Here is a 20,306-nt window from a genome sequence, read left to right on the forward strand (position 1 = left end):
CCCGGGGTGGCGCCGCCCGCGTCACTCCGGGTCGATCTCGTCCACCTTGGACGGGCGCGCGCCCTGGACCTCGGCGCCCAGCAGCATCGAGCGGTTCTTGAAGCGGTCGACGTCCACGTCGTGGTCGATCAGGACCTCCAGCGTCGCCGCGTGCACCGCCCGCAGCACCGGGGTGGCCACCCGCAGCGCGTCGTCCGCCATGAAGCGGTTGGTCCACGGGCGGTCGGCCCAGGCCGAGCGCAGACCGAAGGGCTCGGGCAGCTTGAAGCTGCCGCCGACCCAGTTCAGCATCGACTGGTTCCAGGTGAACGGGGCGCGCACGGCGAGCCGGACCACCTCCTGGTTGGTGACGATCGGCAGGTTCTTGGTGGTCTCCTCCCAGAACTTGCCGGTCTTGGTGACGGTCACGGTCGGCGCCTTGGGCTTGCCGGTGAACGCCCCCGGCACGGGCCCCAGGGCGTGCCCGGCGACCTCCACCCGCAGGGTGTGGTGCAGTACCGTGACCGAGATCAGCAGCGTGACCACCAGGTTGCCGTCCCAGAGCACGAACTGCGCGCCCAGGTAGTGGCGCGGGCCCCGGCCGAACTGCTGGCGGTTGGCGACGTCGGCGATGGCGGAGGCGCGCATCCGCGAGCCGTCCATCTCCGGGCCGGTGGGGCGGCTGATCTCGTCGGCGCCCGCGCCGACGGCCTGCACCGTCCAGTTGTCGACCAGGATGGAGGGGATGCCGCCGGTCGCCACCGAGCTGCGGGTCATCCGGCCCAGGTGGTCCTCGATCTTGCGGACCACGTCCCAGGGGTGGAACGGACGGATCTCGTCGATGCCCGCGCGCGGGTCCAGCTGCTCGGCCATCTGCCAGGAGCCCCAGCGCTTGCCCAGGCCCAGGATCCCGTTCGGGCCCGCGTAGTGCAGGATGTTGCTCTCCTGCTCGGCGACCAGCGCGGTGAGCTGCTTGCGCAGCGCCTCGGCCTTGGTGTCCTCGGGCCCGATCGGCACCGCGCCCGGGACCATCGGGCCGACCGCGCCGCCGTCCAGCAGCGCGCCCCAGCGCTCCCGCAGCTGCCGGGCGGTGCGCAGGCAGATCCGCTGCGCCAGGAACCAGCCGACCACCGGCGCGATCATCACGATCCGCAGGTAGACGTTCCAGAAGCCGTGGGCGTACGGGTGCACGGCGAGCAGCACGGCGATGCCCAGCGCCACCGCCATCGCCAGCGCGCCGAACAGGGACTGCCGTTCGGGGTGGCTGCGGCGGCGGAACTCGAACGCGCCCAGCCAGAGCAGGGTACCGGGCAGGAAGAGCAGCCCGAAGACCAGCGAGACGCCGGTCAGCCGCTTGTCCCGCTGGTGCCGCAGCTCCTCGGCCTCCAGGCAGTGCTCGACGACGATGCGCGGGTCTATGCCGAACGAACGGACCAGCGGCTTGCGGGTGGCGCCCAGGGTGCGGGCGAGCACCGCCTGGCAGAACGCCTCGCCGAAGTTGGGGGCGAGCATGGCGAAGCGGCCCGGCTTCTGGGCGACGCCCGGGTTCAGCTGGGCCAGCGGCTCGCTGGAGCCGTCGCGGTAGGCGGCGGTGGAGAGCGCGGCGGTCACGGCGGTGTGCGTGATCCCGTCCATGCGCGGAATCTGCGCGCCCGGACTGAAGTCAAAGGCTATCGACACCGAAGGTCCTCCCGATGGCTGCGCTCTCCCGGACCGCCCGCCGCGATGATCATCCGCTGAAACGATGTCATGAAGCTGCGGCAGTCAGCGTATCGCCGCCGATCAGCCCGCGTCAGGGCATTGGCGATCGTTCCTTCGTACCGGGCGTGCGAGGATCGGAATATGGCCGAGACCCACGCCCCGAACCCGGTACTCGTGTATGACGGCGACTGCGCCTTCTGCAGTTCGTCGGTCCGCTTCGCCGAGCGGCACTTCGATGCTGCCCGCTGGCGGGCCGTGCCATTCCAGTTCGCCGACCTGGAGGCGCTGGCGGCCTTCACCGGCGGCCGGGTGACCGCGGCCCGGTGCGAGCACGAGGTGCTGTGGATCACGCCGGACGCCCGGGTGCACGGCGGCGCGCAGGCGGCGGCGCGGCTGCTGCTGCGCACCCGCCGCCCGCTGTGGAGCGTGCTGGGCGCGCTGCTGACCGTGCCGCCGGTGAGCTGGGCGGCGGCCGGGGTGTACCGACTGGTGGCGGACAACCGGCAGCGGATGCCCGGCGGGACGCCCGCCTGCGCGCTGCCGCTCGCCGCTCGCCGACCGGCCCCGGCGGCGCAGCCGGACGCCGGGGGCGTCAGCTGACGATCCGGGCGGCGACCGCCTCCGGCATCACCTCGTGCCGGGCGTAGGCCCGGGTGAAGGTGCCCGCGCCGTGTGAGAGCGAGCGCAGGTCCACCGCGTAGCGGACCATCTCCCACTCCGGCACCTCGGCCCGGATCAGGGTCCGGCCGCTCTCGGCCACCGGCTCGGTGCCCAGCACCCGGCCGCGCCGCCCGGACAGGTCGCTGAGGACGCCGCCCACGAACTCGTCCGGGACCAGCACCGAGACCTGCGCCACCGGCTCCAGCAGCCGGATCACGCCGCCCGCCGCCGCCTCGCGCAGGGCCAGCGCCCCGGCGGTCTGGAAGGCCGCGTCCGAGGAGTCCACCGAGTGCGCCTTGCCGTCGAGCAGGCTGACCCGGACGTCCACCACCGGGAAGCCCGAGCCGACGCCCCGGGCCAGCTGCGCCCGGACGCCCTTCTCGACCGAGGGGATGAAGTTCCGGGGCACCGAGCCGCCGACGATCCGGTCCGCGAACTCGAAGCCGCTGCCGGTGGGCAGCGGCTCCACCTCGATCTCGCAGATGGCGAACTGGCCGTGCCCGCCGGACTGCTTGACGTGCCGCCCGCGGCCGCGGGCGGTGGCGCCGAAGGTCTCCCGCAGCGGCACCACGTACGGCACCGGGTCCACGCTGACGCCGTAGCGGCTGCGCAGCCGCTCCAGCAGCACGTCGGCGTGGGCCTCGCCGAGGCACCACAGCACCAGCTGGCCGGTGTCCGGGTTCTGCTCCAGTCGCAGCGTGGGGTCCTCGGCGACGAGCCGGGCCAGGCCCTGCGAGAGCTTGTCCTCGTCGGTCTTGCTGTGGGCGGCGACGGCGACCGGCAGCAGCGGGTCGGGGAGCTCCCAGGCGGCGACGAGCAGCGGCTCGGCGGGGGAGGAGAGGGTGTCGCCGGTCTCGGCGCGGGCCAGCTTGGCGACGCAGGCGATGTCCCCGGCGACGGCCTGCGGGATGTGCCGCAGGGTCTTGCCGAGCGGGCTGGTGAGGGCGCCGACCCGCTCGTCCACGTCGTGGTCCTCGTGGCCGCGGTCGCTGTGGCCGTGCCCGGAGACGTGGATGGGGGCGTCCGGGCGCAGCGTGCCGGAGAACACCCGGACCAGGCTGAGCCGGCCGACGTACGGGTCGCCGCTGGTCTTGACGATCTCGGCGGCGAGCGGTCCCTGCGGGTCGCAGGCCAGGGCGGGCCTGGGGCTGCCGTCGGGGCCGGTGACGACCGGCTGGGGGCGGTCGGCGGGGGAGGGGAAGGCGTGGGCGATCAGGTCGAGCAGTTCGGCGGAGCCGAAGCCGGGGTGGGCGCTGTCGTGCGGCGGGAGGGCGGCGAGCACCGGGTGGAAGGCGGCCCGGGCGACGGCGCGCTCCAGGTCGGAGGTGAGGGTCTTGGGGTCGATGGCGTCGCCGGAGAGGTAGCGGTCCATCAGCTCCTCGTCCTCGCTCTCGGCGATGACGGCCTCGATCAGCCGGTTGCGGGCGGTCTCGGCCTCCAGCGGCAGTTCGGCGTCGTCCGGAGCCCGGCCGCCGGTGTCGTCGCCGGTGCCGGTGTCGTCGCCGGTGCCGGGGTGCTGCCGGGCGCCGGGGGAGCGGCCGTCGAGCAGGGGGAGCAGCGAGCCGGGGCCGGGCAGGCCCTGCGGCAGGTACAGCGGCATGATCGACTCGGGGTTCTCCCGGCCGAACGCCTCGCGGCACAGGTCGACGCCGGCGGCGAAGCCGGCCTGCGGGGCGTCGAGCTTGGTGATGACGATGGCGCGGGGGATGGCCAGGGCGGCGCACTCGTCCCAGAGCATCCGGGTGGAGCCGTCGATGCCGTCGGTGGCGGAGACGACGAACAGGGCGGCGTCGGCGGCGCGCAGTCCGGCGCGCAGTTCGCCGACGAAGTCGGCGTAGCCGGGGGTGTCCAGCAGGTTGATCTTCAGTCCGGCGTGGTTCAGCGGCAGCAGCGCCAGCTGGACGGAGCGCTGCTGGCGGTGCTCGATCTCGTCGTAGTCGCTGACGGTGGTGCCGTCCTGGACCCGTCCGGGCCGGTTCACCGCGCCGGTGGCCAGCGCCAGGGACTCGGCGAGGGTGGTCTTGCCTGCTCCGCTGTGGCCGACCAGCACCACGTTGCGTATCTGCGGGGGTCGTACCGGCTGGTCGGCCGCCGTATCCCTGCCGGCGGTACCACCACGTCCTGCGGACCTGTCGCTCATGGTCTTCTCCTCCCGCGAGGGTGGGCGCGAGCGCGCACGACTGACGCCACGGGGGACCGCGCAGAGTGGGCACAGCACCACCCGCGGTGATGGTGAGCTTGGCGCCGCGCCGCCCCGGGGTCCATAACCCCGGCAGGGGCGGTCCGCGGGCGTGCCCGCGCCCGAGCGGGTCCTGCCGTCCCGATACGATTGCGGTGCGTCCCTCGGCGCGAAGTCCCGGCCGACGCCAGGCCGTAAGCGGAGCCAGATTCGGAGCGGTCGGCAGATCCCATGCTCAACAAATACGCGCGGGCCTTCTTCACGCGGGTCCTCACCCCTTTCGCCGCGATGCTGCTGCGCGCCGGGATCAGCCCGGACGTGGTCACCCTGGTGGGTACGGCCGGCGTGGTCGCCGGGGCTCTGGTGTTCTTCCCCCAGGGTAGTTTCTTCTGGGGCACCATCGTGATCACCGCTTTCGTCTTCTCCGACCTGGTGGACGGCAACATGGCCCGCCAGGCCGGGACCTCCAGCGTCTGGGGGGCCTTCCTGGACTCCACCCTGGACCGGGTCGCCGATTCGGCGGTGTTCGCCGGGATCGCGCTGTGGTACGCGGGCCGCGGCGACAACCTGCTGCTCTGCGCGGTGGCGCTGTTCTGCCTGGCCTGCGGGCAGGTGGTGTCGTACACCAAGGCGCGGGCCGAGAGCCTGGGCCTCAAGTGCGACGTCTCCGGCCTGGTGGAGCGGGCGGAGCGGCTGGTGGTGACCCTGGTCGCGGCGGGCCTGGCCGGGCTGCACGGCTTCGGGGTGCCGTACATCGACTGGCTGCTGCCGATCGCGCTGTGGCTGATCGCGGCCGGCAGCCTGGTGACGGTGATGCAGCGGATCCTGACGGTGCGTCGGGAGGCGGCGCAGGAGGCGACGGGGGGTGCCGGCGCGTGAAGGACCGACTGAACGACGCCGCCTACGCGGCGGGGTGGGCCCTGGTCAAGCGGCTGCCGGAGCCGGTGGCGACCCGGCTGTTCGACGCCATCGCGGACTTCGTCTGGCGGCGGCGCGGCAAGAGCGTGCTGCGGCTGGAGTCCAACCTGCGCCGGGTGCGCCCGCAGGCCCCTGACGCCGAGATCGCGGAGCTGACCCGGGCCGGGATGCGCAGCTACATGCGCTACTGGTGCGAGTCGTTCCGGATGTCCACCTGGGGCCGGGAGCGGATCACCGCCTCCTTCGAGCCCGAGCACGTGGACCGGCTGGACCAGGCGCTGGCCGCCGGGCGCGGCGTGGTGCTGGCCCTGCCGCACATGGGCAACTGGGACCTGGCCGGGGCCTGGGTGGTGGTCACCCGGGTGCCGTTCACCACCGTCGCCGAGCGGCTCAAGCCGGAGAAGCTGTTCGACCGCTTCGTGGCGTACCGCGAGGGGCTGGGCATGGAGGTGCTGCCGCTGACCGGCGGCGCCGGGACGCTGGGCACGCTGGCGCAGCGGCTGCGCGCGGGCGGGCTGGTCTGCCTGGTGGGGGACCGCGACCTGTCGGCGTCCGGCGTCGAGGTGGAGTTCCTGGGCGAGGCCACCCGGATGCCGGCCGGGCCCGCGGCGCTGGCGGTGCAGACCGGTGCGGCGCTGCTGCCGGTGACGCTCTGGTACGACGGCACGCCGGTGATGAAGGGCAGGGTGCACGAGGAGGTCGTGCAGCCGCAGGCCGGGTCCAAGCGCGAGCGGATCGCGGCGATGACCCAGGCGATGGCCCGGGTGTGGGGCCAGGGCGTCTTCGAGCACCCGCAGGACTGGCACATGCTGCAGCGGTTCTGGCTGGCGGATCTGGAGCCCCGGCCGGAGGCGGCCGCGCAGCAGCAGCCCGCGCAGCAGCAGCCGAAGCAACAGCAGCCGGAGCAGCCGCCGTCGGTGCCGGGCCCGGCTGCGGAGCCCGCCGCCGGGCCCGCCGCTGCGCCCGCCGCCGGGGCATCCGCGCCGGAGCCGGGGCCGGAGGTCGCCCGGTGAAGGTCGGCATCGTCTGCCCGTACGCGTGGGACGTCCCCGGCGGGGTGCAGTTCCACGTCCGGGACCTGGCCGAGCACCTGATCGCGCTGGGGCACCAGGTCTCCGTGCTCGCGCCCGCCGACGACGACACCCCGCTGCCGCCGTACGTGGTGGCCGCGGGCCGCGCCGTGCCGGTGCCGTACAACGGCTCGGTGGCCCGGCTGACCTTCGGCTTCCTGTCGGCCTCGCGGGTGCGGCGCTGGCTGCGCGAGGGCGGCTTCGAGGTGCTGCACATCCACGAGCCGGTCACCCCGAGCCTGTCGATACTGGCCTGCTGGGCCGCCACCGGCCCGATCGTGGCGACCTTCCACACCTCCAACCCGCGCTCCCGGGCGATGATCGCGGCCGAGCCGCTGATGCAGCCGGCGCTGGAGAAGATCAGCGCGCGGATAGCGGTCAGCGAGTACGCCCGCCGCACCCTGGTCGAGCACTTCGGCGGCGACGCCGTGGTCATCCCCAACGGCGTGGACGTCGGCTTCTTCGCCGGGGCCGAGCCGCGCCCGGAGTGGAGCGGCGACACCATCGGCTTCGTCGGCCGGATCAACGAGCCGCGCAAGGGCCTGCCCACGCTGCTGGAGGCGCTGCCGCTGATCGTCGCGCAGCGCCCCGGGGTACGGCTGCTGGTGGCCGGCAAGGGCGACGAGGAGGAGGCGGTGAAGGGCCTGCCGCCGGAGATCCGCAGCCGGATCGAGTTCCTCGGCATGGTCAGCGACGAGGAGAAGGCCTCCCTGCTGCGCAGCGTGGACCTCTACGTCGCGCCCAACACCGGCGGCGAGAGCTTCGGCATCATCCTGGTCGAGGCCATGTCGGCGGGCGCGCCGGTGCTGGCCAGCGATCTGGACGCATTCCGCCAGGTGCTGGACGGCGGCGCGGCCGGGGAGCTGTTCCCGGTGGAGGACGCGGCCGCGCTGGCGCAGGCGGCGGTGCGGCTGCTGGGCGATCCGCAGCGGCGGGCCGAGCTGCGCGAGGCGGAGACCCGGCACGTGCGGCGCTTCGACTGGGCGACGGTGGGCGCGGACATCCTGTCGGTGTACGAGACGGTGGCGGTGGGCGCGGCGGCGGTGGCCGAGGACGACCGGGGCGGCTGGTGGAACCGGCTGGGCCTGGCCCGCGACTGATCGGGGCGGGTTGCCGATAGGGTGACCGCCCGTGAGCATCTGGATCTGGGTCGCGGTCGCGGCCGTCCTCGTCTTCTGGTACCTGAGCTGGACGGCGGGCCGGCTGGACCGGCTGCACGTGCGGATCGACGCCGCCCGCGCCGCGCTGGACGCGCAGCTGCTGCGGCGCTCCTCGGCGGCGCTGGAGCTGGCCACCTCGACGCTGCTGGACCCGGCCTCCTCGATCCTGCTGTACCAGGTGGCGCACGCGGCCCGGACCGCCGACGCCGACCGGCAGGAGGTGGCCGAGAGCGAGCTGAGCCAGTCGCTGCGGGCGGTGTTCGCCGAACCGGAGCAGGCACAGGAGCTGGCCCTGCTGCCCGGCGGCGAGGAGGCGGTGGCCGAGCTGCGGGCGGCGGCGCGCCGGGTGCCGATGGCCCGGCGCTTCCACAACGACTCGGTGCGGGCGGCCCGCGCGGTGCGGCGGCACCGGATCGTCCGGCTGTGCCGGCTGGCCGGGCACGCGCCCTTCCCGCAGGCGTTCGAGATGGACGACGAGCCGCCCACGGCGCTGTGACGGCGGCGGGGGCGTGAGTCGCGCCACTCCGTAGTGGCAGGGTCCGCTCCTGGGAGCTGGACTCTGTGGAGCATCGGCTAGGGTCGGAGCGGGCCTACCATTGGCTTGTCGTACCACTGCACTGTCCGTGTCTTCAGTGAGGTCTTTCGTGTCCACCAACACCCCTGCGCCCGTCGACCAGCCTGCCGTCGGCACCGCCCGCGTGAAGCGCGGCATGGCCGAGCAGCTCAAGGGCGGCGTGATCATGGACGTCGTCAACGCCGAGCAGGCGAAGATCGCCGAGGACGCCGGTGCCGTGGCCGTCATGGCCCTGGAGCGCGTCCCCGCCGACATCCGCAAGGACGGCGGCGTGGCCCGCATGTCCGACCCGGACATGATCGACGGCATCATCAGCGCCGTGTCCATCCCGGTGATGGCCAAGTCCCGGATCGGCCACATCGTCGAGGCGCAGATCCTGCAGTCCCTCGGCGTGGACTACATCGACGAGTCCGAGGTGCTGACCCCGGCCGACGAGGTCAACCACAGCGACAAGTGGGCGTTCACCACCCCCTTCGTCTGCGGCGCCACCAACCTGGGCGAGGCGCTGCGCCGCATCGCCGAGGGCGCGGCCATGATCCGCTCCAAGGGCGAGGCCGGCACCGGCAACGTGGTCGAGGCCGTCCGCCACATGCGCCAGATCCGCGGCGACATCGGTCGGCTGCGCGCGCTGGACAACAATGAGCTGTACGCCGCCGCCAAGGAGCTGCGCGCCCCCTACGAGCTGGTCAAGGAGGTCGCCGAGCTGGGCAAGCTGCCGGTCGTGCTGTTCTCCGCCGGCGGTGTGGCCACCCCGGCCGACGCCGCGCTGATGATGCAGCTGGGCGCCGAGGGCGTCTTCGTCGGCTCCGGCATTTTCAAGTCCGGCGACCCGGCCAAGCGCGCCGAGGCCATCGTCAAGGCCACCACCTTCTACGACGACCCCAAGGTCATCGCGGACGTCTCCCGCGGCCTGGGCGAGGCCATGGTCGGCATCAACTGCGACACCCTGCCCGAGTCCGAGCGCTACGCCAACCGCGGCTGGTAGTCAGCGCGGCGCACGCACAGGTGGGGAGCACGGGAGCACTCCCGCGCTCCCCATCTCCCGTACTGTCCCGAGTGAAGAGGTCGTCCCCCGTGTCCATCAGTAACCCCGTCGTCGGCGTCCTGGCCCTGCAGGGCGATGTGCGCGAGCACGCGCTGGCGCTGGTCGAGGCCGACGCGCTGGCCCGCCCGGTCCGCCGTCCCGAGGAGCTGGCCGAGGTCGACGCCCTGGTCATCCCCGGCGGCGAGTCGACCACCATGTCCAAGCTGGCGCTGATCTTCGGGATGATGGAGCCGCTGCGGGAGCGGGTCGCCGCCGGGATGCCGGTCTACGGCTCCTGCGCGGGCATGATCATGCTCGCGGACAAGATCCTCGACGGCCGGGACGACCAGCAGACCGTGGGCGGCATAGACATGACCGTCCGCCGCAACGCCTTCGGCCGCCAGAACGACTCGTTCGAGCAGCCGGTCGACGTCCGCGGCGTTCCCGGCGGCCCGGTGCACGGCGTGTTCATCCGCGCGCCCTGGGTCGAGTCGGTGGGCGCGGGGGTGGAGGTGCTGGCCGACCTGGACGCCGCGACCGGCGGCGGGCGGATCGTGGCGGTCCGTCAGGGCAACCTGCTGGCAACCTCGTTCCACCCGGAGCTGAGCGGCGACCACCGGGTGCACTCGTACTTCGTCGACATGGTCCGCTCGGCGGGCTGAGGCCGGTCCGAAGCCCCGGGGCTGACCGTGCGCGGGTTGCCGCGACGGTAGGATCTCCCTGTTCCATTTTCGTTGGTATTGCGTGAAGGAGTCATTCGATGTCCGGCCACTCCAAATGGGCTACCACCAAGCACAAGAAGGCCGCCATCGACGCGAAGCGCGGCAAGCTCTTCGCAAAGATGATCAAGAACATCGAGGTGGCGGCACGCACCGGCGGCGGTGACCCGGCCGGCAACCCGACGCTCTACGACGCCATCCAGAAGGCCAAGAAGAGCTCGGTGCCGATCGACAACATCAACCGCGCCGTCAAGCGCGGCTCCGGTGCCGAGGCCGGCGGCGCCGACTACTCCACGATCATGTACGAGGGCTACGGTCCCAACGGCGTCGCCGTGCTGATCGAGTGCCTCACCGACAACCGCAACCGCGCCGCCTCCGACGTGCGCGTGGCCATGACCCGCAACGGCGGCTCGATGGCCGACCCGGGCTCGGTGTCGTACATGTTCACCCGCAAGGGCGTCATCGTCGTGGCCAAGGGCGACAAGCTGGACGAGGACACCATCCTGGACGCCGTGCTGGACGCCGGCGCCGAGGAGGTCAACGACCAGGGCGACACCTTCGAGGTGGTCAGCGAGGCCACCGACCTGGTCGCGGTGCGCACCGCGCTGCAGGCCGCGGACATCGACTACGACTCGGCCGAGGCCAGCTTCGTGCCCAGCGTGCAGGTCGAGCTGGACGCCGACGGCGCCCGCAAGATCTTCAAGCTGATCGACGCCCTGGAGGACAGCGACGACGTGCAGAACGTCTTCGCCAACTTCGACCTCTCGCCGGACGTCGTGGCCGAGCTGGACGACGAGGAGTAGAACCCTCGGCGGGCCGCGCCCGTTCCACGCCCGCCCGGCGGCCCCCGCGGCCGCCGGGCGGCGGCATGTCCGGGGCGGCGATGTCGGCGGCGACCGGTAGCCTCACCGCAGCACTGTCCAACCGAGCGGAGGCGAACGCGCGTGCGCGTACTGGGGGTGGACCCGGGCCTGACCAGGTGCGGCGTCGGCGTGGTCGACGGCGCGCCGGGCCGACCGCTGCACATGGTGGCCTGCGGGGTGGTCCGCACCCCCGCCGAGGAGGAGGTCCCGCGCCGGCTGCTGGCCATCGAGCAGGGCCTGGAGGCGTGGTTCGACCAGCACCGGCCCGACCTGGTCGCGGTCGAGCGGGTGTTCGCCCAGCACAACGTCCGCACCGTGATGGGCACCGCCCAGGCCAGCGCCGTGGCCATGCTGTGCGCGACCCGGCGCGGCATCCCGGTCACCCTGCACACCCCCAGCGAGGTCAAGGCCGCCGTCACCGGCAGCGGCCGGGCCGGGAAGGACCAGGTCGGGGCCATGGTCACCCGGCTGCTGCGGCTGGACGCCCCGCCCAGGCCGGCCGACGCCGCCGACGCCCTGGCCCTGGCCATCTGCCACATCTGGCGCGGCGCGGCCACCGAGCGGATCGCCGGGGCCGTCGCCGCCGCCCGCACCGCCCCCGCCGCCCGCGGCCCCCGCGGCGGCCGTCCGAAGGAGTACCGCGCATGATCGCTTTCGTCAGCGGCCCGGTGGCCGCCGTCGGCCCCGGCTCCGCCGTGGTCGAGGTGGGCGGCGTCGGCATGCTGGTCCACTGCGCGCCCGCCACCCTGGCCGCGCTGCGCATCGGCGAGCCCGCGCGCCTGGCCACCTCGCTGGTGGTCCGCGAGGACTCGCTCACCCTCTACGGCTTCGCCGACGACGACGAGCGGCTCACCTTCGAACTGCTGCAGACCGCCAGCGGCATCGGGCCCAAGGTCGCCCAGGCCATGCTGGCCGTGCACAGCCCCGAGGCGCTGCGGGTCGCGGTGGCCCGCGGCGACGCCAAGACCCTCACCGCCGTCCCCGGCATCGGCCCCAAGGGCGCGCAGAAGCTGCTGATCGAGCTGAAGGACCGGCTCGGCGCCCCCACCGGGGCCGTCCCGGCGCAGCAGCACGCCCTGGCCGCCCGCCCGGCGCCGTGGTCCGAGCAGCTGCACGCGGCCCTGGTCGGCCTCGGCTTCGCCCCGCGCGAAGCCGACGACGCCGTGGCCGCGGTCACCCCCGAGGCCGAGGCCCAGGAGCGGCCGGACGTCTCCGCCCTGCTGCGCAGCGCCCTGCAGAGTCGCAACCGCACCCGCTGAGCCCCGCCGGGAGCCCTGCCCGCCCGTCGGGAGCCCGGCCCGACCCGAGCAGCCCCTGCCCGGCCCGAGAACCCCGTCCCCCTGCTGAGGAAGCCCGTGAGCCTGCACGACGACCCCCAAGCCCCCGGCGACCGGCTGGTCACCTCTGCCGCCGACGGCGAGGACCGGGCCGTCGAGGCCGCGCTGCGCCCCCGGGACCTGGACGAGTTCATCGGCCAGGAGCGCGTCCGCGAGCAGCTCTCGCTGGTGCTGCAGGCCGCCCGGCACCGCGCGGCCACCCCGGACCACGTGCTGCTGAGCGGCCCGCCCGGGCTGGGCAAGACCACCCTGTCGATGATCATCGCGGCGGAGATGAACGCCCCGATCCGGATCACCTCCGGCCCGGCCATCCAGCACGCGGGCGATCTGGCCGCGATCCTCTCCTCGCTGACCGAGGGCGAGGTGCTGTTCCTGGACGAGATCCACCGCATGTCCCGGCCGGCCGAGGAGATGCTGTACATGGCGATGGAGGACTTCCGGGTCGACGTGATCGTCGGCAAGGGCCCGGGCGCCACCGCCATCCCGCTGGAGCTGCCGCCGTTCACCCTGGTCGGCGCGACCACCCGGGCCGGGCTGCTGCCGCCGCCGCTGCGCGACCGCTTCGGCTTCACCGGCCACATGGAGTTCTACGCGCCGGTCGAGCTGGAGCGCGTGATACACCGCTCCGCCCGGCTGCTGGACGTCCGGATCGACACCGCCGGGGCCGCCGAGATCGCCGGCCGCTCGCGCGGAACCCCGCGCATCGCCAACCGGCTGCTGCGCCGCGTCCGGGACTACGCGCAGGTCAGGCATGACGGCGTGATCACCAGGGAGATCGCCGAGGCGGCCCTGGCCGTGTACGAGGTGGACGCCCGCGGCCTGGACCGGCTGGACCGGGCGGTGCTGCACGCGCTGCTGCGGCTGTTCGGCGGCGGACCGGTCGGCCTGTCCACGCTGGCCGTCGCGGTCGGCGAGGAGAGTGAGACAGTGGAGGAGGTCGCCGAACCGTTCCTGGTCCGCGAAGGTCTGCTCGCACGCACCCCGCGCGGGCGGATTGCGACCGCTGCCGCCTGGCAGCACCTGGGTCTCACCCCGCCGAACGGGCCGCTCCCGGCCCAGCCGGACCTCTTCACCGAAGGATGAGTACACACCGTCCTGTGCCGGGGACTCGCTTTCGTTGGAACTGGGATGCAATGCTTGACGTTGTTCCACCAAGGCGTGTGACCTAGAATCCGCCAGCCGCCCTTCCCCCGGGGCGGTCCGCCACCGAAATGACCGGCCGCGTCCTGCGGCCTCGCAAAGGACTCGTCAGTCGTGAGTATCGTCTCTCTCCTCCCGATCATTCTGATCGGCGGCATGCTGTTCTTGATGATGCGCTCCTCCAAGAACAAGCAGCAGCAGGCGCAGCAGATGCGCAACAAGCTCGAGCCGGGCGTCGGCATCCGCACCATCGGCGGCATGTACGCGCTGGTGAAGGAGGTGCGCGAGGAGGCCGTCGAGCTCGAGGTCGCACCTGGTGTGCATGCCATCTACGCCAAGAACGCCATCGCCACCGTGATGGACGGCGTCGAGTACAACCGCATCGTCCACGGCGACGAGCCCGAGGACCTGCTCCCCGAGTACGAGGAGAGCGAGTCCGGCGAGGCCCCCGCCGACGAGGCCGCGGCCGAGTCCCCGGTGCTGCTCGGCAAGGCCGACGCCGCCGAGGCCCCCGCTGACGCCGAGGCCCCCGCCGTCGCCGCCGAGACCGGCGCCGGAGACAAGGCCGTCTCCAGCAAGTAGCCTGCCCCGTACGGCAGACGCCGGAGGCTGACTCCGGACGGCCCCACAGGACCGCTGCGTCGTTGCCGCGCCACACCCTGTCCGCCGAACCCCGGTGGTGGTGGCGCGACCCAACCCACGGCATGGACAGAGAGAATCGAGAAGGTGGCATCACCCAAATCCCGTCCGCGTGACGGATACCCGGGGCGTGCGCTGAGTCTGATCCTGGCGATCGCGGTGGCGCTTGTCGCCATCATGTTCGCCACCGGGTACAAGACGCCGCACCTCGGCATCGACCTCGCCGGCGGCTCCAGCGTCACGCTGAAGGCTTCCCCCACCGCCGGCAAGCCCGCCAGCTCGGTGAACCCGACCAGCATGAACCAGGCTGTCGGGATCCTCACCGCGCGGGTCAACGGTCTTGGGGTGTCCGACGCCACCGTGCAGACCGAGGGCAACGACACCATCGTGGTGACCGTTCCCAAATCGCAGAAGAACAACCAGGAAGTCCTGAACGACATCGGCAACACCGCGCTGCTGTACTTCCGGCCGGTGATCGCCTACGCGTTCTCGGGGAACCTCCCGACGCCCCCTGCCTCGCCCTCTCCCTCCGCCTCGGCCGGTGCCAAGACGACCCCGTCGCCGTCCGCCTCGGTCACGACCAAGCTCAAGGCGGCCGGCGGCACCCCGTCGCCGTCGGCGAGCAAGGCCCAGGGTGACGCGCTCAGCCAGGCGCTGACCAAGCCGGCCACCCCCAGCTCCTCGGCCGGTGCCAAGGCGGCGTCCACCGCCAAGGCCACCGCCACCCCCAAGCCCACGGCCAGCGCCCCCGCGGCCCCGGTGAACACCGCGACCCAGGGCCTGCAGGGCACCGTCCCGGCCGCGCTGACCAGCCGGTTCGACTCGATCGACTGCTCCAAGGCGGGCCAGCGCCAGGACTACCAGGGCGCGCCCACCAGCGACGCGGTCGCCTGCGCGCAGGACAAGGACCCGACCACCGGCCTGTACATCAAGTACGCGCTCGGCCCGGTGGCCGTGGCCGGTACCGAGGTCTCCAGCGCCGCCGCCAACGTCAGCACCAGCGGCGGCTGGGAGATCGACCTGTCCTTCAACTCCAAGGGCACCAGCCAGTTCGCCAAGACCACCACCAGCCTGGTCTCCGCGCCCGCGCCGACCAACGGCTTCGCCATCGTGCTGGACGGCCTGGTGCAGTCCGCGCCCACCGTCAACCAGGCGATCACCGGCGGCCAGGCGCAGATCACCGGCTCCTTCACCCAGCAGCAGGCCCAGGCGCTGGCCAACAGCCTGAACTACGGCGCGCTGCCGCTGAAGTTCAAGCAGCTCGACGTCACCACCGTCTCGCCGCAGCTCGGCAGCAGCCAGCTGACCGCGGGCCTGGTCTCCGGTGCGATCGGCCTGGCGCTGGTCATCCTGTACTCGCTGGTCTACTACCGCGGCCTCGGCCTGGTGGCGATCGGCGGCCTGGGGCTGTCCGCCGTGCTCACCTACTCGATCATGAGCCTGCTCGGCGGCACCATCCACTTCGCGCTGAACCTGCCGGCGGTCTGCGGTGCCATCGTGGCCATCGGTATCACCGCCGACTCGTTCGTCGTCTACTTCGAGCGCATCCGCGACGAGGTCCGCAAGGGCTCCTCGCTGCGGCCGGCCGTGCAGCGGGCCTGGCCCCGGGCCCGGCGCACCATCCTGGTCTCCGACTTCGTGTCGTTCCTGGCCGCGGCGGTGCTGTACTTCTTCACCGTCGGCACCGTCCAGGGCTTCGCCTTCACCCTGGGCCTGACCACCCTGCTCGACGTGGTCGTGATCTTCCTGTTCACCAAGCCGCTGATCACGCTGCTGGCCCGGCGCAAGTTCTTCGCCGAGGGCCGACCCATGTCCGGACTCGACCCCAAGCGGCTCGGTGCCCGTCCGCCCATTCGCGGCGGCCGTCGTCGTCCCGCCGAGACCAAGGAGGCCTGACCAGATGTCACGCTTCAGCAACCTCGGCCACCGGCTCTACGTCGGCGACGTCAGCTTCGACTTCGTCGGACGGCGCAAGCTGTGGCTGATCATCTCCGGCATCATCCTGCTCGCCGCCGTGGTCGGCCTGGGCACCCGCGGCCTGAACCTCGGCATCGAGTTCAAGGGCGGCGACGTCTACCAGATCAACCAGTCCAACGTCACCGTGAGCCAGGCCCAGTCCGTGGCCAACTCGATCACCGGTGACGACTCCGCCGTGGTCCAGTCGGTCACCACCGAGGGCAGCGGCAAGGAGATCACGGTCCAGATCAACGCTGCCACCAAGATCGCCGTGCAGCCGGGCAAGACCGAGGTCACCACGGTCACCGACAAGCTGGCCGCCGGCCTGGGGGTGGACCCGACCAAGATCAGCACCCAGTCCATCGGCGCCAGCTGGGGCAAGGAGATCAGCCAGAAGGCGCTGGAGGGCCTGATCGTCTTCCTGGTCCTGGTGACGCTCTACCTGGCCTTCGCCTTCGAGTGGCGGCTGGCCATCGCCGCGCTCACCGCGCTGATGCACGACATGCTCATCACCGTCGGCATCTACGCGCTGCTCGGCTTCACCGTCAGCTCCGGCACGGTGATCGGCTTCCTGACCATCCTCGGCTACTCCCTGTACGACACCGTGGTCGTCTTCGACGGCCTCAAGGACGCCACCAGGAAGCTGGACAGCCAGAGCCGGGAGACCTACAGCGAGGCCGCCAACCGGGCGCTGAACGGCACCCTGGTGCGCTCGATCAACACCACCGTGCTGGCCCTGCTGCCGGTCGCCGGGCTGCTGTTCATCGGCGGCGCCATGCTGGGCGCGGGCACGCTGAACGACATCTCGCTGGCGCTGTTCGTCGGCCTCAGCGCCGGCGCCTACTCCTCGATCTGCGTCGCCACCCCGATGGTGGCCTGGCTCAAGGAGAAGCAGCCGGAGAACCGGGAGCTGGCCAAGCGGGTCGCCAAGCGGCGCGCCGCCGAGGCCAAGGCCCTGGCCGAGGGCCGGGTGCCGGAGGCGCAGGACGGCTCCGGCGACGCCCTGGGCGACGCCGAGGGCCGCGGCGACGCGGTCGGCGCGGGCTCCGGCACCGGCGGCACCCGCCGCCAGCCGGTCAACCGCACCCGCAGCGACCGCCGCTCCACCGGCAAGCGGAACTAGGGCGGGCGGGTGACCACCACCGATCTCGCCGGGCTGCTCGCGGCGCACATCAGGGACGTTCCGGACTACCCCAAGCCCGGGGTCGTCTTCAAGGACATCGCCCCGCTGCTGGCCGACACCCAGGGCTTCACGGCCCTGGTCGACCACCTGGCGGCGCGGGCCCGGGCGCTCGGGGCGACCAAGGTCGTCGGCCTGGAGGCGCGCGGGTTCATCCTGGCGGCCCCGGCCGCCTACGCCGCCGGGGCGGGCTTCGTCCCGGTCCGCAAGCAGGGCAAGCTGCCCGGGGCCTGCCACGCGCAGGCCTACGACCTGGAGTACGGCTCGGCCGTGCTGGAGGTCCAGCAGGACGCCTTCGCCCCGGGCGAGCGGGTCCTGGTCGTGGACGACGTGCTGGCCACCGGCGGCACGGTGGCCGCGGCGCTGGAGCTGGTCCAGCGCTGCGGCGCCCGGCCGGCCGGTGTGGCGGTGCTGATGGAGCTGGGCTTCCTCGGCGGCCGCGACCGGCTGGCCGGTCCCCTCGGCGGGGCGCCGCTGGAGTCGGTCATCCTGGTCTGACGCCTCCGGGCGCAGCCCGGGCACACAGCTCGGGCACGCAGCACAGCACGGCGCAGGTCGCAGCACACCTTCGGGCGGGTCACCGGAACACCGGGTGACCCGCCCGAGGCGTCCCGGAGAACGGCTGTCCGCGCGGCTCGGTACCATGGAGATCCGCGACTCGCGCCCTAGGAGTGCACTTGCCCGAAGAGGTCGTGCCCACCACTGCCCATGCGCAGGACGGCGCCCCCGCCGCAGACCAGGCGCAGGGCGCGGCCCCCGGCACGCCCACGCCGCCCCCGCCGCCCGTCCCGGTCGTCCGGCCGCCCGCCCCGGCGGCGGTGCGCAGCGCCGCGACCGCCGGGGCGCACGCCACCGCCCCGCGCCCCGGGGCGGCCTCGCCCAGCCGGGTCCGGGCCCGGCTGGCCCGCCTCGGCGGCCAGCGCAGCAGCGCCTTCAACCCGGTGCTGGAGCCGCTGTTCCGGATCGTCCGCAGCAACGACCCCAAGGCCGACCTGCCGACCCTCGAACGGGCGTACCAGATTGCCGAGCGCTGGCACCGCGGCCAGAAGCGCAAGAGCGGCGACCCGTACATCACCCATCCGCTGGCGGTCGCCACCATCCTGGCCGAGCTGGGAATGGACTCGCCGACGCTGATGGCCGGGCTGCTGCACGACACCGTCGAGGACACCGAGTACGGCCTGGACACCCTGCGCCGGGACTTCGGCGACACCGTGGCCATGCTGGTGGACGGCGTCACCAAGCTGGACAAGGTCAAGTTCGGCGAGGCCGCGCAGGCCGAGACGGTCCGCAAGATGGTCGTGGCCATGGCCAAGGACCCGCGGGTCCTGGTGATCAAGCTCGCCGACCGGCTGCACAACATGCGCACCATGCGCTACCTCAAGCGGGAGAAGCAGGAGAAGAAGGCCCGCGAGACGCTGGAGATCTACGCCCCGCTGGCGCACCGGTTGGGCATGAACACCATCAAGTGGGAGCTGGAGGACCTGGCCTTCGCCATCCTCTACCCCAAGATGTACGACGAGATCGTCCGGCTGGTGGCCGAGCGCGCGCCCAAGCGCGACGAGTACCTGACCACCGTCACCGACCAGGTCATGGGCGACCTGCGGGCGGCCCGGATCCGGGCGACGGTCACCGGCCGACCCAAGCACTACTACAGCGTCTACCAGAAGATGATCGTGCGCGGCCGCGACTTCGCCGAGATCTACGACCTGGTGGGCATCCGGGTCCTGGTCGACTCGGTCCGGGACTGCTACGCGGCGCTGGGCACCATCCACGCGCGCTGGAACCCGGTGCCGGGGCGGTTCAAGGACTACATCGCCATGCCCAAGTTCAACATGTACCAGTCGCTGCACACGACGGTGATAGGACCTGGCGGCAAGCCGGTCGAGCTGCAGATCCGCACCTTCGACATGCACCGCCGGGCCGAGTACGGCATCGCCGCGCACTGGAAGTACAAGCAGCAGGCGGTGGCGGGCGCGTCCAAGGTCCGCACCGACACGCCCACCGGCAAGGGCGCCAAGGCCGAGACCGTCAACGAGATGGCCTGGCTGCGGCAGCTGCTGGACTGGCAGAAGGAGACCGAGGACCCGAGCGAGTTCCTGGAGTCGCTGCGCTTCGACCTGTCCAACAACGAGGTCTTCGTCTTCACCCCCAAGGGCGACGTCATCGCGCTGCCCGCCGGCGCCACCCCGGTGGACTTCGCCTACGCGGTCCACACCGAGGTCGGCCACCGGACCATAGGGGCCCGGGTCAACGGCCGGCTGGTGCCGCTGGAGAGCACCCTGGACAACGGCGACCTGGTGGAGGTCTTCACCTCCAAGGCCGCCACCGCCGCGCCCTCCCGGGACTGGCTGGGCTTCGTCAAGTCGCCCCGGGCCCGCAACAAGATCCGCGCCTGGTTCTCCAAGGAGCGCCGCGAGGAGGCCATCGAGCAGGGCAAGGAGGCCATCACCCGGGCCATGCGCAAGCAGGGCCTGCCGCTGCAGCGCATCCTCACCGGCGACTCGCTGGTCACGCTGGCGCACGAGATGCGCTACCCGGACATCTCCTCGCTCTACGCCGCCATCGGCGAGGGCCACGTCTCCGCGCAGACCATCGTGCAGAAGCTGGTCCAGGCGCTGGGCGGGGAGGAGGGCGCGACCGAGGACATCGCCGAGACCACCACCCCGTCCACCGGCGCCGGACGGCGCAGCAACCGGCGCAACGCCGCCGATCCGGGCGTCGTGGTCAAGGGCGTCGCGGACGTCTGGGTGAAGCTCTCGCGCTGCTGCACGCCGGTGCCGGGCGACCCGATCGTCGGCTTCATCACCCGCGGCAACGGCGTGTCGGTGCACCGCGCCGACTGCGTCAACGTGGACTCGCTGGCCCAGCAGCAGGAGCGGATGGTCGAGGTCGAGTGGGCGCCCACCCAGTCCTCGGTGTTCCTGGTGGCCATCCAGGTGGAGGCGCTGGACCGGTCCCGGCTGCTGTCCGACGTCACCCGGGTCCTGTCCGACCAGCACGTCAACATCCTGTCCGCGGCGGTGCAGACCTCGCGGGACCGGGTGGCGATGAGCCGCTTCACCTTCGAGATGGGCGACCCCAAGCACCTGGGGCACGTGCTGAAGGCCGTACGCGGCGTCGAGGGCGTCTACGACGTCTACCGGGTCACCAGCGCCCGGCAGCGCTAGCAGCGGTACGCACAGGGGCCCCCACCGGCCGGTGGGGGCC

Annotated in this window: 18 protein-coding genes; 16 read left to right on the plus strand and 2 right to left on the minus strand. The window is 72.7% G+C overall.

The genetic code is table 11. The annotated features are described in order from the left end of the window. Positions 1–21: 21 nt before the first annotated feature. Positions 22–1,614, minus strand: coding sequence for a hypothetical protein (locus tag GXW83_RS12270; RefSeq protein ID WP_225446927.1), 1,593 nt, complete (start codon positions 1,612–1,614; stop codon positions 22–24). Positions 1,615–1,821: 207 nt separating this feature from the next. Between GXW83_RS12270 and GXW83_RS12275 the strand changes: the two genes are divergently transcribed. Continuing rightward, on the plus strand, positions 1,822–2,280 hold the full coding sequence (locus tag GXW83_RS12275) for a thiol-disulfide oxidoreductase DCC family protein (protein ID WP_182443106.1): 459 nt from the start codon (positions 1,822–1,824) through the stop codon (positions 2,278–2,280). Here GXW83_RS12275 and GXW83_RS12280 read toward each other — a convergent pair. Next, positions 2,273–4,480 (minus strand): elongation factor G-like protein EF-G2, encoded by a 2,208-nt coding sequence (locus tag GXW83_RS12280; protein WP_182443107.1) that lies wholly within the window; start codon positions 4,478–4,480, stop codon positions 2,273–2,275. The genes GXW83_RS12275 and GXW83_RS12280 overlap by 8 nt on opposite strands. 270 nt (positions 4,481–4,750) lie before the next feature. Between GXW83_RS12280 and pgsA the strand changes: the two genes are divergently transcribed. The 15 genes from pgsA to GXW83_RS12355 all read left to right on the plus strand — a co-directional run bounded on the left by pgsA (position 4,751) and on the right by GXW83_RS12355 (position 20,266). Continuing rightward, positions 4,751–5,398 (plus strand): phosphatidylinositol phosphate synthase, encoded by a 648-nt coding sequence (pgsA, locus tag GXW83_RS12285; protein ID WP_182443108.1) that lies wholly within the window; start codon positions 4,751–4,753, stop codon positions 5,396–5,398. Then, entirely contained in the window at positions 5,395–6,450 is a 1,056-nt protein-coding gene (locus GXW83_RS12290) for a phosphatidylinositol mannoside acyltransferase (RefSeq protein WP_182443109.1), read from the plus strand. Before pgsA ends, GXW83_RS12290 begins: the two co-directional genes overlap by 4 nt. Further along, positions 6,447–7,607, plus strand: a complete 1,161-nt coding sequence (locus GXW83_RS12295) for a glycosyltransferase family 4 protein (RefSeq protein ID WP_182443110.1) — start codon at positions 6,447–6,449, stop codon at positions 7,605–7,607. The genes GXW83_RS12290 and GXW83_RS12295 overlap by 4 nt, the downstream gene beginning before the upstream one ends. Positions 7,608–7,638: 31 nt before the next feature. Continuing rightward, on the plus strand, positions 7,639–8,163 hold the full coding sequence (locus GXW83_RS12300) for a hypothetical protein (protein WP_182443111.1): 525 nt from the start codon (positions 7,639–7,641) through the stop codon (positions 8,161–8,163). A 148-nt stretch (positions 8,164–8,311) separates the two neighbouring features. After that, a complete protein-coding gene (pdxS, locus tag GXW83_RS12305; RefSeq protein WP_182443112.1) occupies positions 8,312–9,226 on the plus strand; it encodes a pyridoxal 5'-phosphate synthase lyase subunit PdxS in 915 nt (304 codons plus the stop codon). Between the two features lie 95 nt (positions 9,227–9,321). Beyond that, positions 9,322–9,927, plus strand: a complete 606-nt coding sequence (pdxT, locus tag GXW83_RS12310) for a pyridoxal 5'-phosphate synthase glutaminase subunit PdxT (protein WP_182447251.1) — start codon at positions 9,322–9,324, stop codon at positions 9,925–9,927. A gap of 98 nt (positions 9,928–10,025) precedes the next feature. Beyond that, the gene (locus tag GXW83_RS12315; RefSeq protein WP_182443113.1) at positions 10,026–10,787 is read left to right on the plus strand and encodes a YebC/PmpR family DNA-binding transcriptional regulator; all 762 of its coding nucleotides are present in this window, start codon (positions 10,026–10,028) and stop codon (positions 10,785–10,787) included. A gap of 141 nt (positions 10,788–10,928) precedes the next feature. Next, positions 10,929–11,495 (plus strand): crossover junction endodeoxyribonuclease RuvC, encoded by a 567-nt coding sequence (gene ruvC / locus GXW83_RS12320; protein WP_182443114.1) that lies wholly within the window; start codon positions 10,929–10,931, stop codon positions 11,493–11,495. Further along, positions 11,492–12,106 carry a Holliday junction branch migration protein RuvA gene (gene ruvA / locus GXW83_RS12325; RefSeq protein ID WP_182443115.1) on the plus strand — a complete coding sequence of 205 codons (615 nt, stop codon included), beginning with the start codon at positions 11,492–11,494 and terminating at the stop codon, positions 12,104–12,106. The genes ruvC and ruvA overlap by 4 nt, the downstream gene beginning before the upstream one ends. Before the next feature lie 96 nt (positions 12,107–12,202). Further along, positions 12,203–13,267 carry a Holliday junction branch migration DNA helicase RuvB gene (gene ruvB / locus GXW83_RS12330; RefSeq protein ID WP_370466647.1) on the plus strand — a complete coding sequence of 355 codons (1,065 nt, stop codon included), beginning with the start codon at positions 12,203–12,205 and terminating at the stop codon, positions 13,265–13,267. A gap of 171 nt (positions 13,268–13,438) precedes the next feature. Beyond that, the gene (yajC, locus tag GXW83_RS12335; protein ID WP_182443116.1) at positions 13,439–13,906 is read left to right on the plus strand and encodes a preprotein translocase subunit YajC; all 468 of its coding nucleotides are present in this window, start codon (positions 13,439–13,441) and stop codon (positions 13,904–13,906) included. Between the two features lie 144 nt (positions 13,907–14,050). Next, positions 14,051–15,859: a protein translocase subunit SecD gene (gene secD / locus GXW83_RS12340; protein ID WP_370466648.1), complete on the plus strand. Its 1,809-nt coding sequence runs from the start codon at positions 14,051–14,053 to the stop codon at positions 15,857–15,859. A 4-nt stretch (positions 15,860–15,863) separates the two neighbouring features. Continuing rightward, entirely contained in the window at positions 15,864–17,042 is a 1,179-nt protein-coding gene (gene secF, locus GXW83_RS12345; RefSeq protein ID WP_182443117.1) for a protein translocase subunit SecF, read from the plus strand. Between the two features lie 9 nt (positions 17,043–17,051). Further along, complete coding sequence (locus tag GXW83_RS12350) at positions 17,052–17,597, plus strand: adenine phosphoribosyltransferase (RefSeq protein WP_182443118.1); 546 nt, start codon at positions 17,052–17,054, stop codon at positions 17,595–17,597. Between the two features lie 194 nt (positions 17,598–17,791). After that, on the plus strand, positions 17,792–20,266 hold the full coding sequence (locus GXW83_RS12355; RefSeq protein ID WP_225447471.1) for a bifunctional (p)ppGpp synthetase/guanosine-3',5'-bis(diphosphate) 3'-pyrophosphohydrolase: 2,475 nt from the start codon (positions 17,792–17,794) through the stop codon (positions 20,264–20,266). Positions 20,267–20,306 lie beyond the last annotated feature (40 nt).

Origin of the sequence: Streptacidiphilus sp. PB12-B1b, from assembly GCF_014084125.1 — a bacterium.
Taxonomy (GTDB): Bacteria; Actinomycetota; Actinomycetes; order Streptomycetales; family Streptomycetaceae; genus Streptacidiphilus.

Coding starts and splice junctions, on each gene's coding strand:
- GXW83_RS12270 (WP_225446927.1), bottom strand. CDS start 1,614: ATGGACGGGATCACGCACACCGCCGTGACCGCCGCGCTCTCCACCGCC.
- GXW83_RS12280 (WP_182443107.1), bottom strand. CDS start 4,480: ATGAGCGACAGGTCCGCAGGACGTGGTGGTACCGCCGGCAGGGATACG.
- ruvA (WP_182443115.1), top strand. CDS start 11,492: ATGATCGCTTTCGTCAGCGGCCCGGTGGCCGCCGTCGGCCCCGGCTCC.
- GXW83_RS12275 (WP_182443106.1), top strand. CDS start 1,822: ATGGCCGAGACCCACGCCCCGAACCCGGTACTCGTGTATGACGGCGAC.
- GXW83_RS12315 (WP_182443113.1), top strand. CDS start 10,026: ATGTCCGGCCACTCCAAATGGGCTACCACCAAGCACAAGAAGGCCGCC.
- secF (WP_182443117.1), top strand. CDS start 15,864: ATGTCACGCTTCAGCAACCTCGGCCACCGGCTCTACGTCGGCGACGTC.
- pgsA (WP_182443108.1), top strand. CDS start 4,751: ATGCTCAACAAATACGCGCGGGCCTTCTTCACGCGGGTCCTCACCCCT.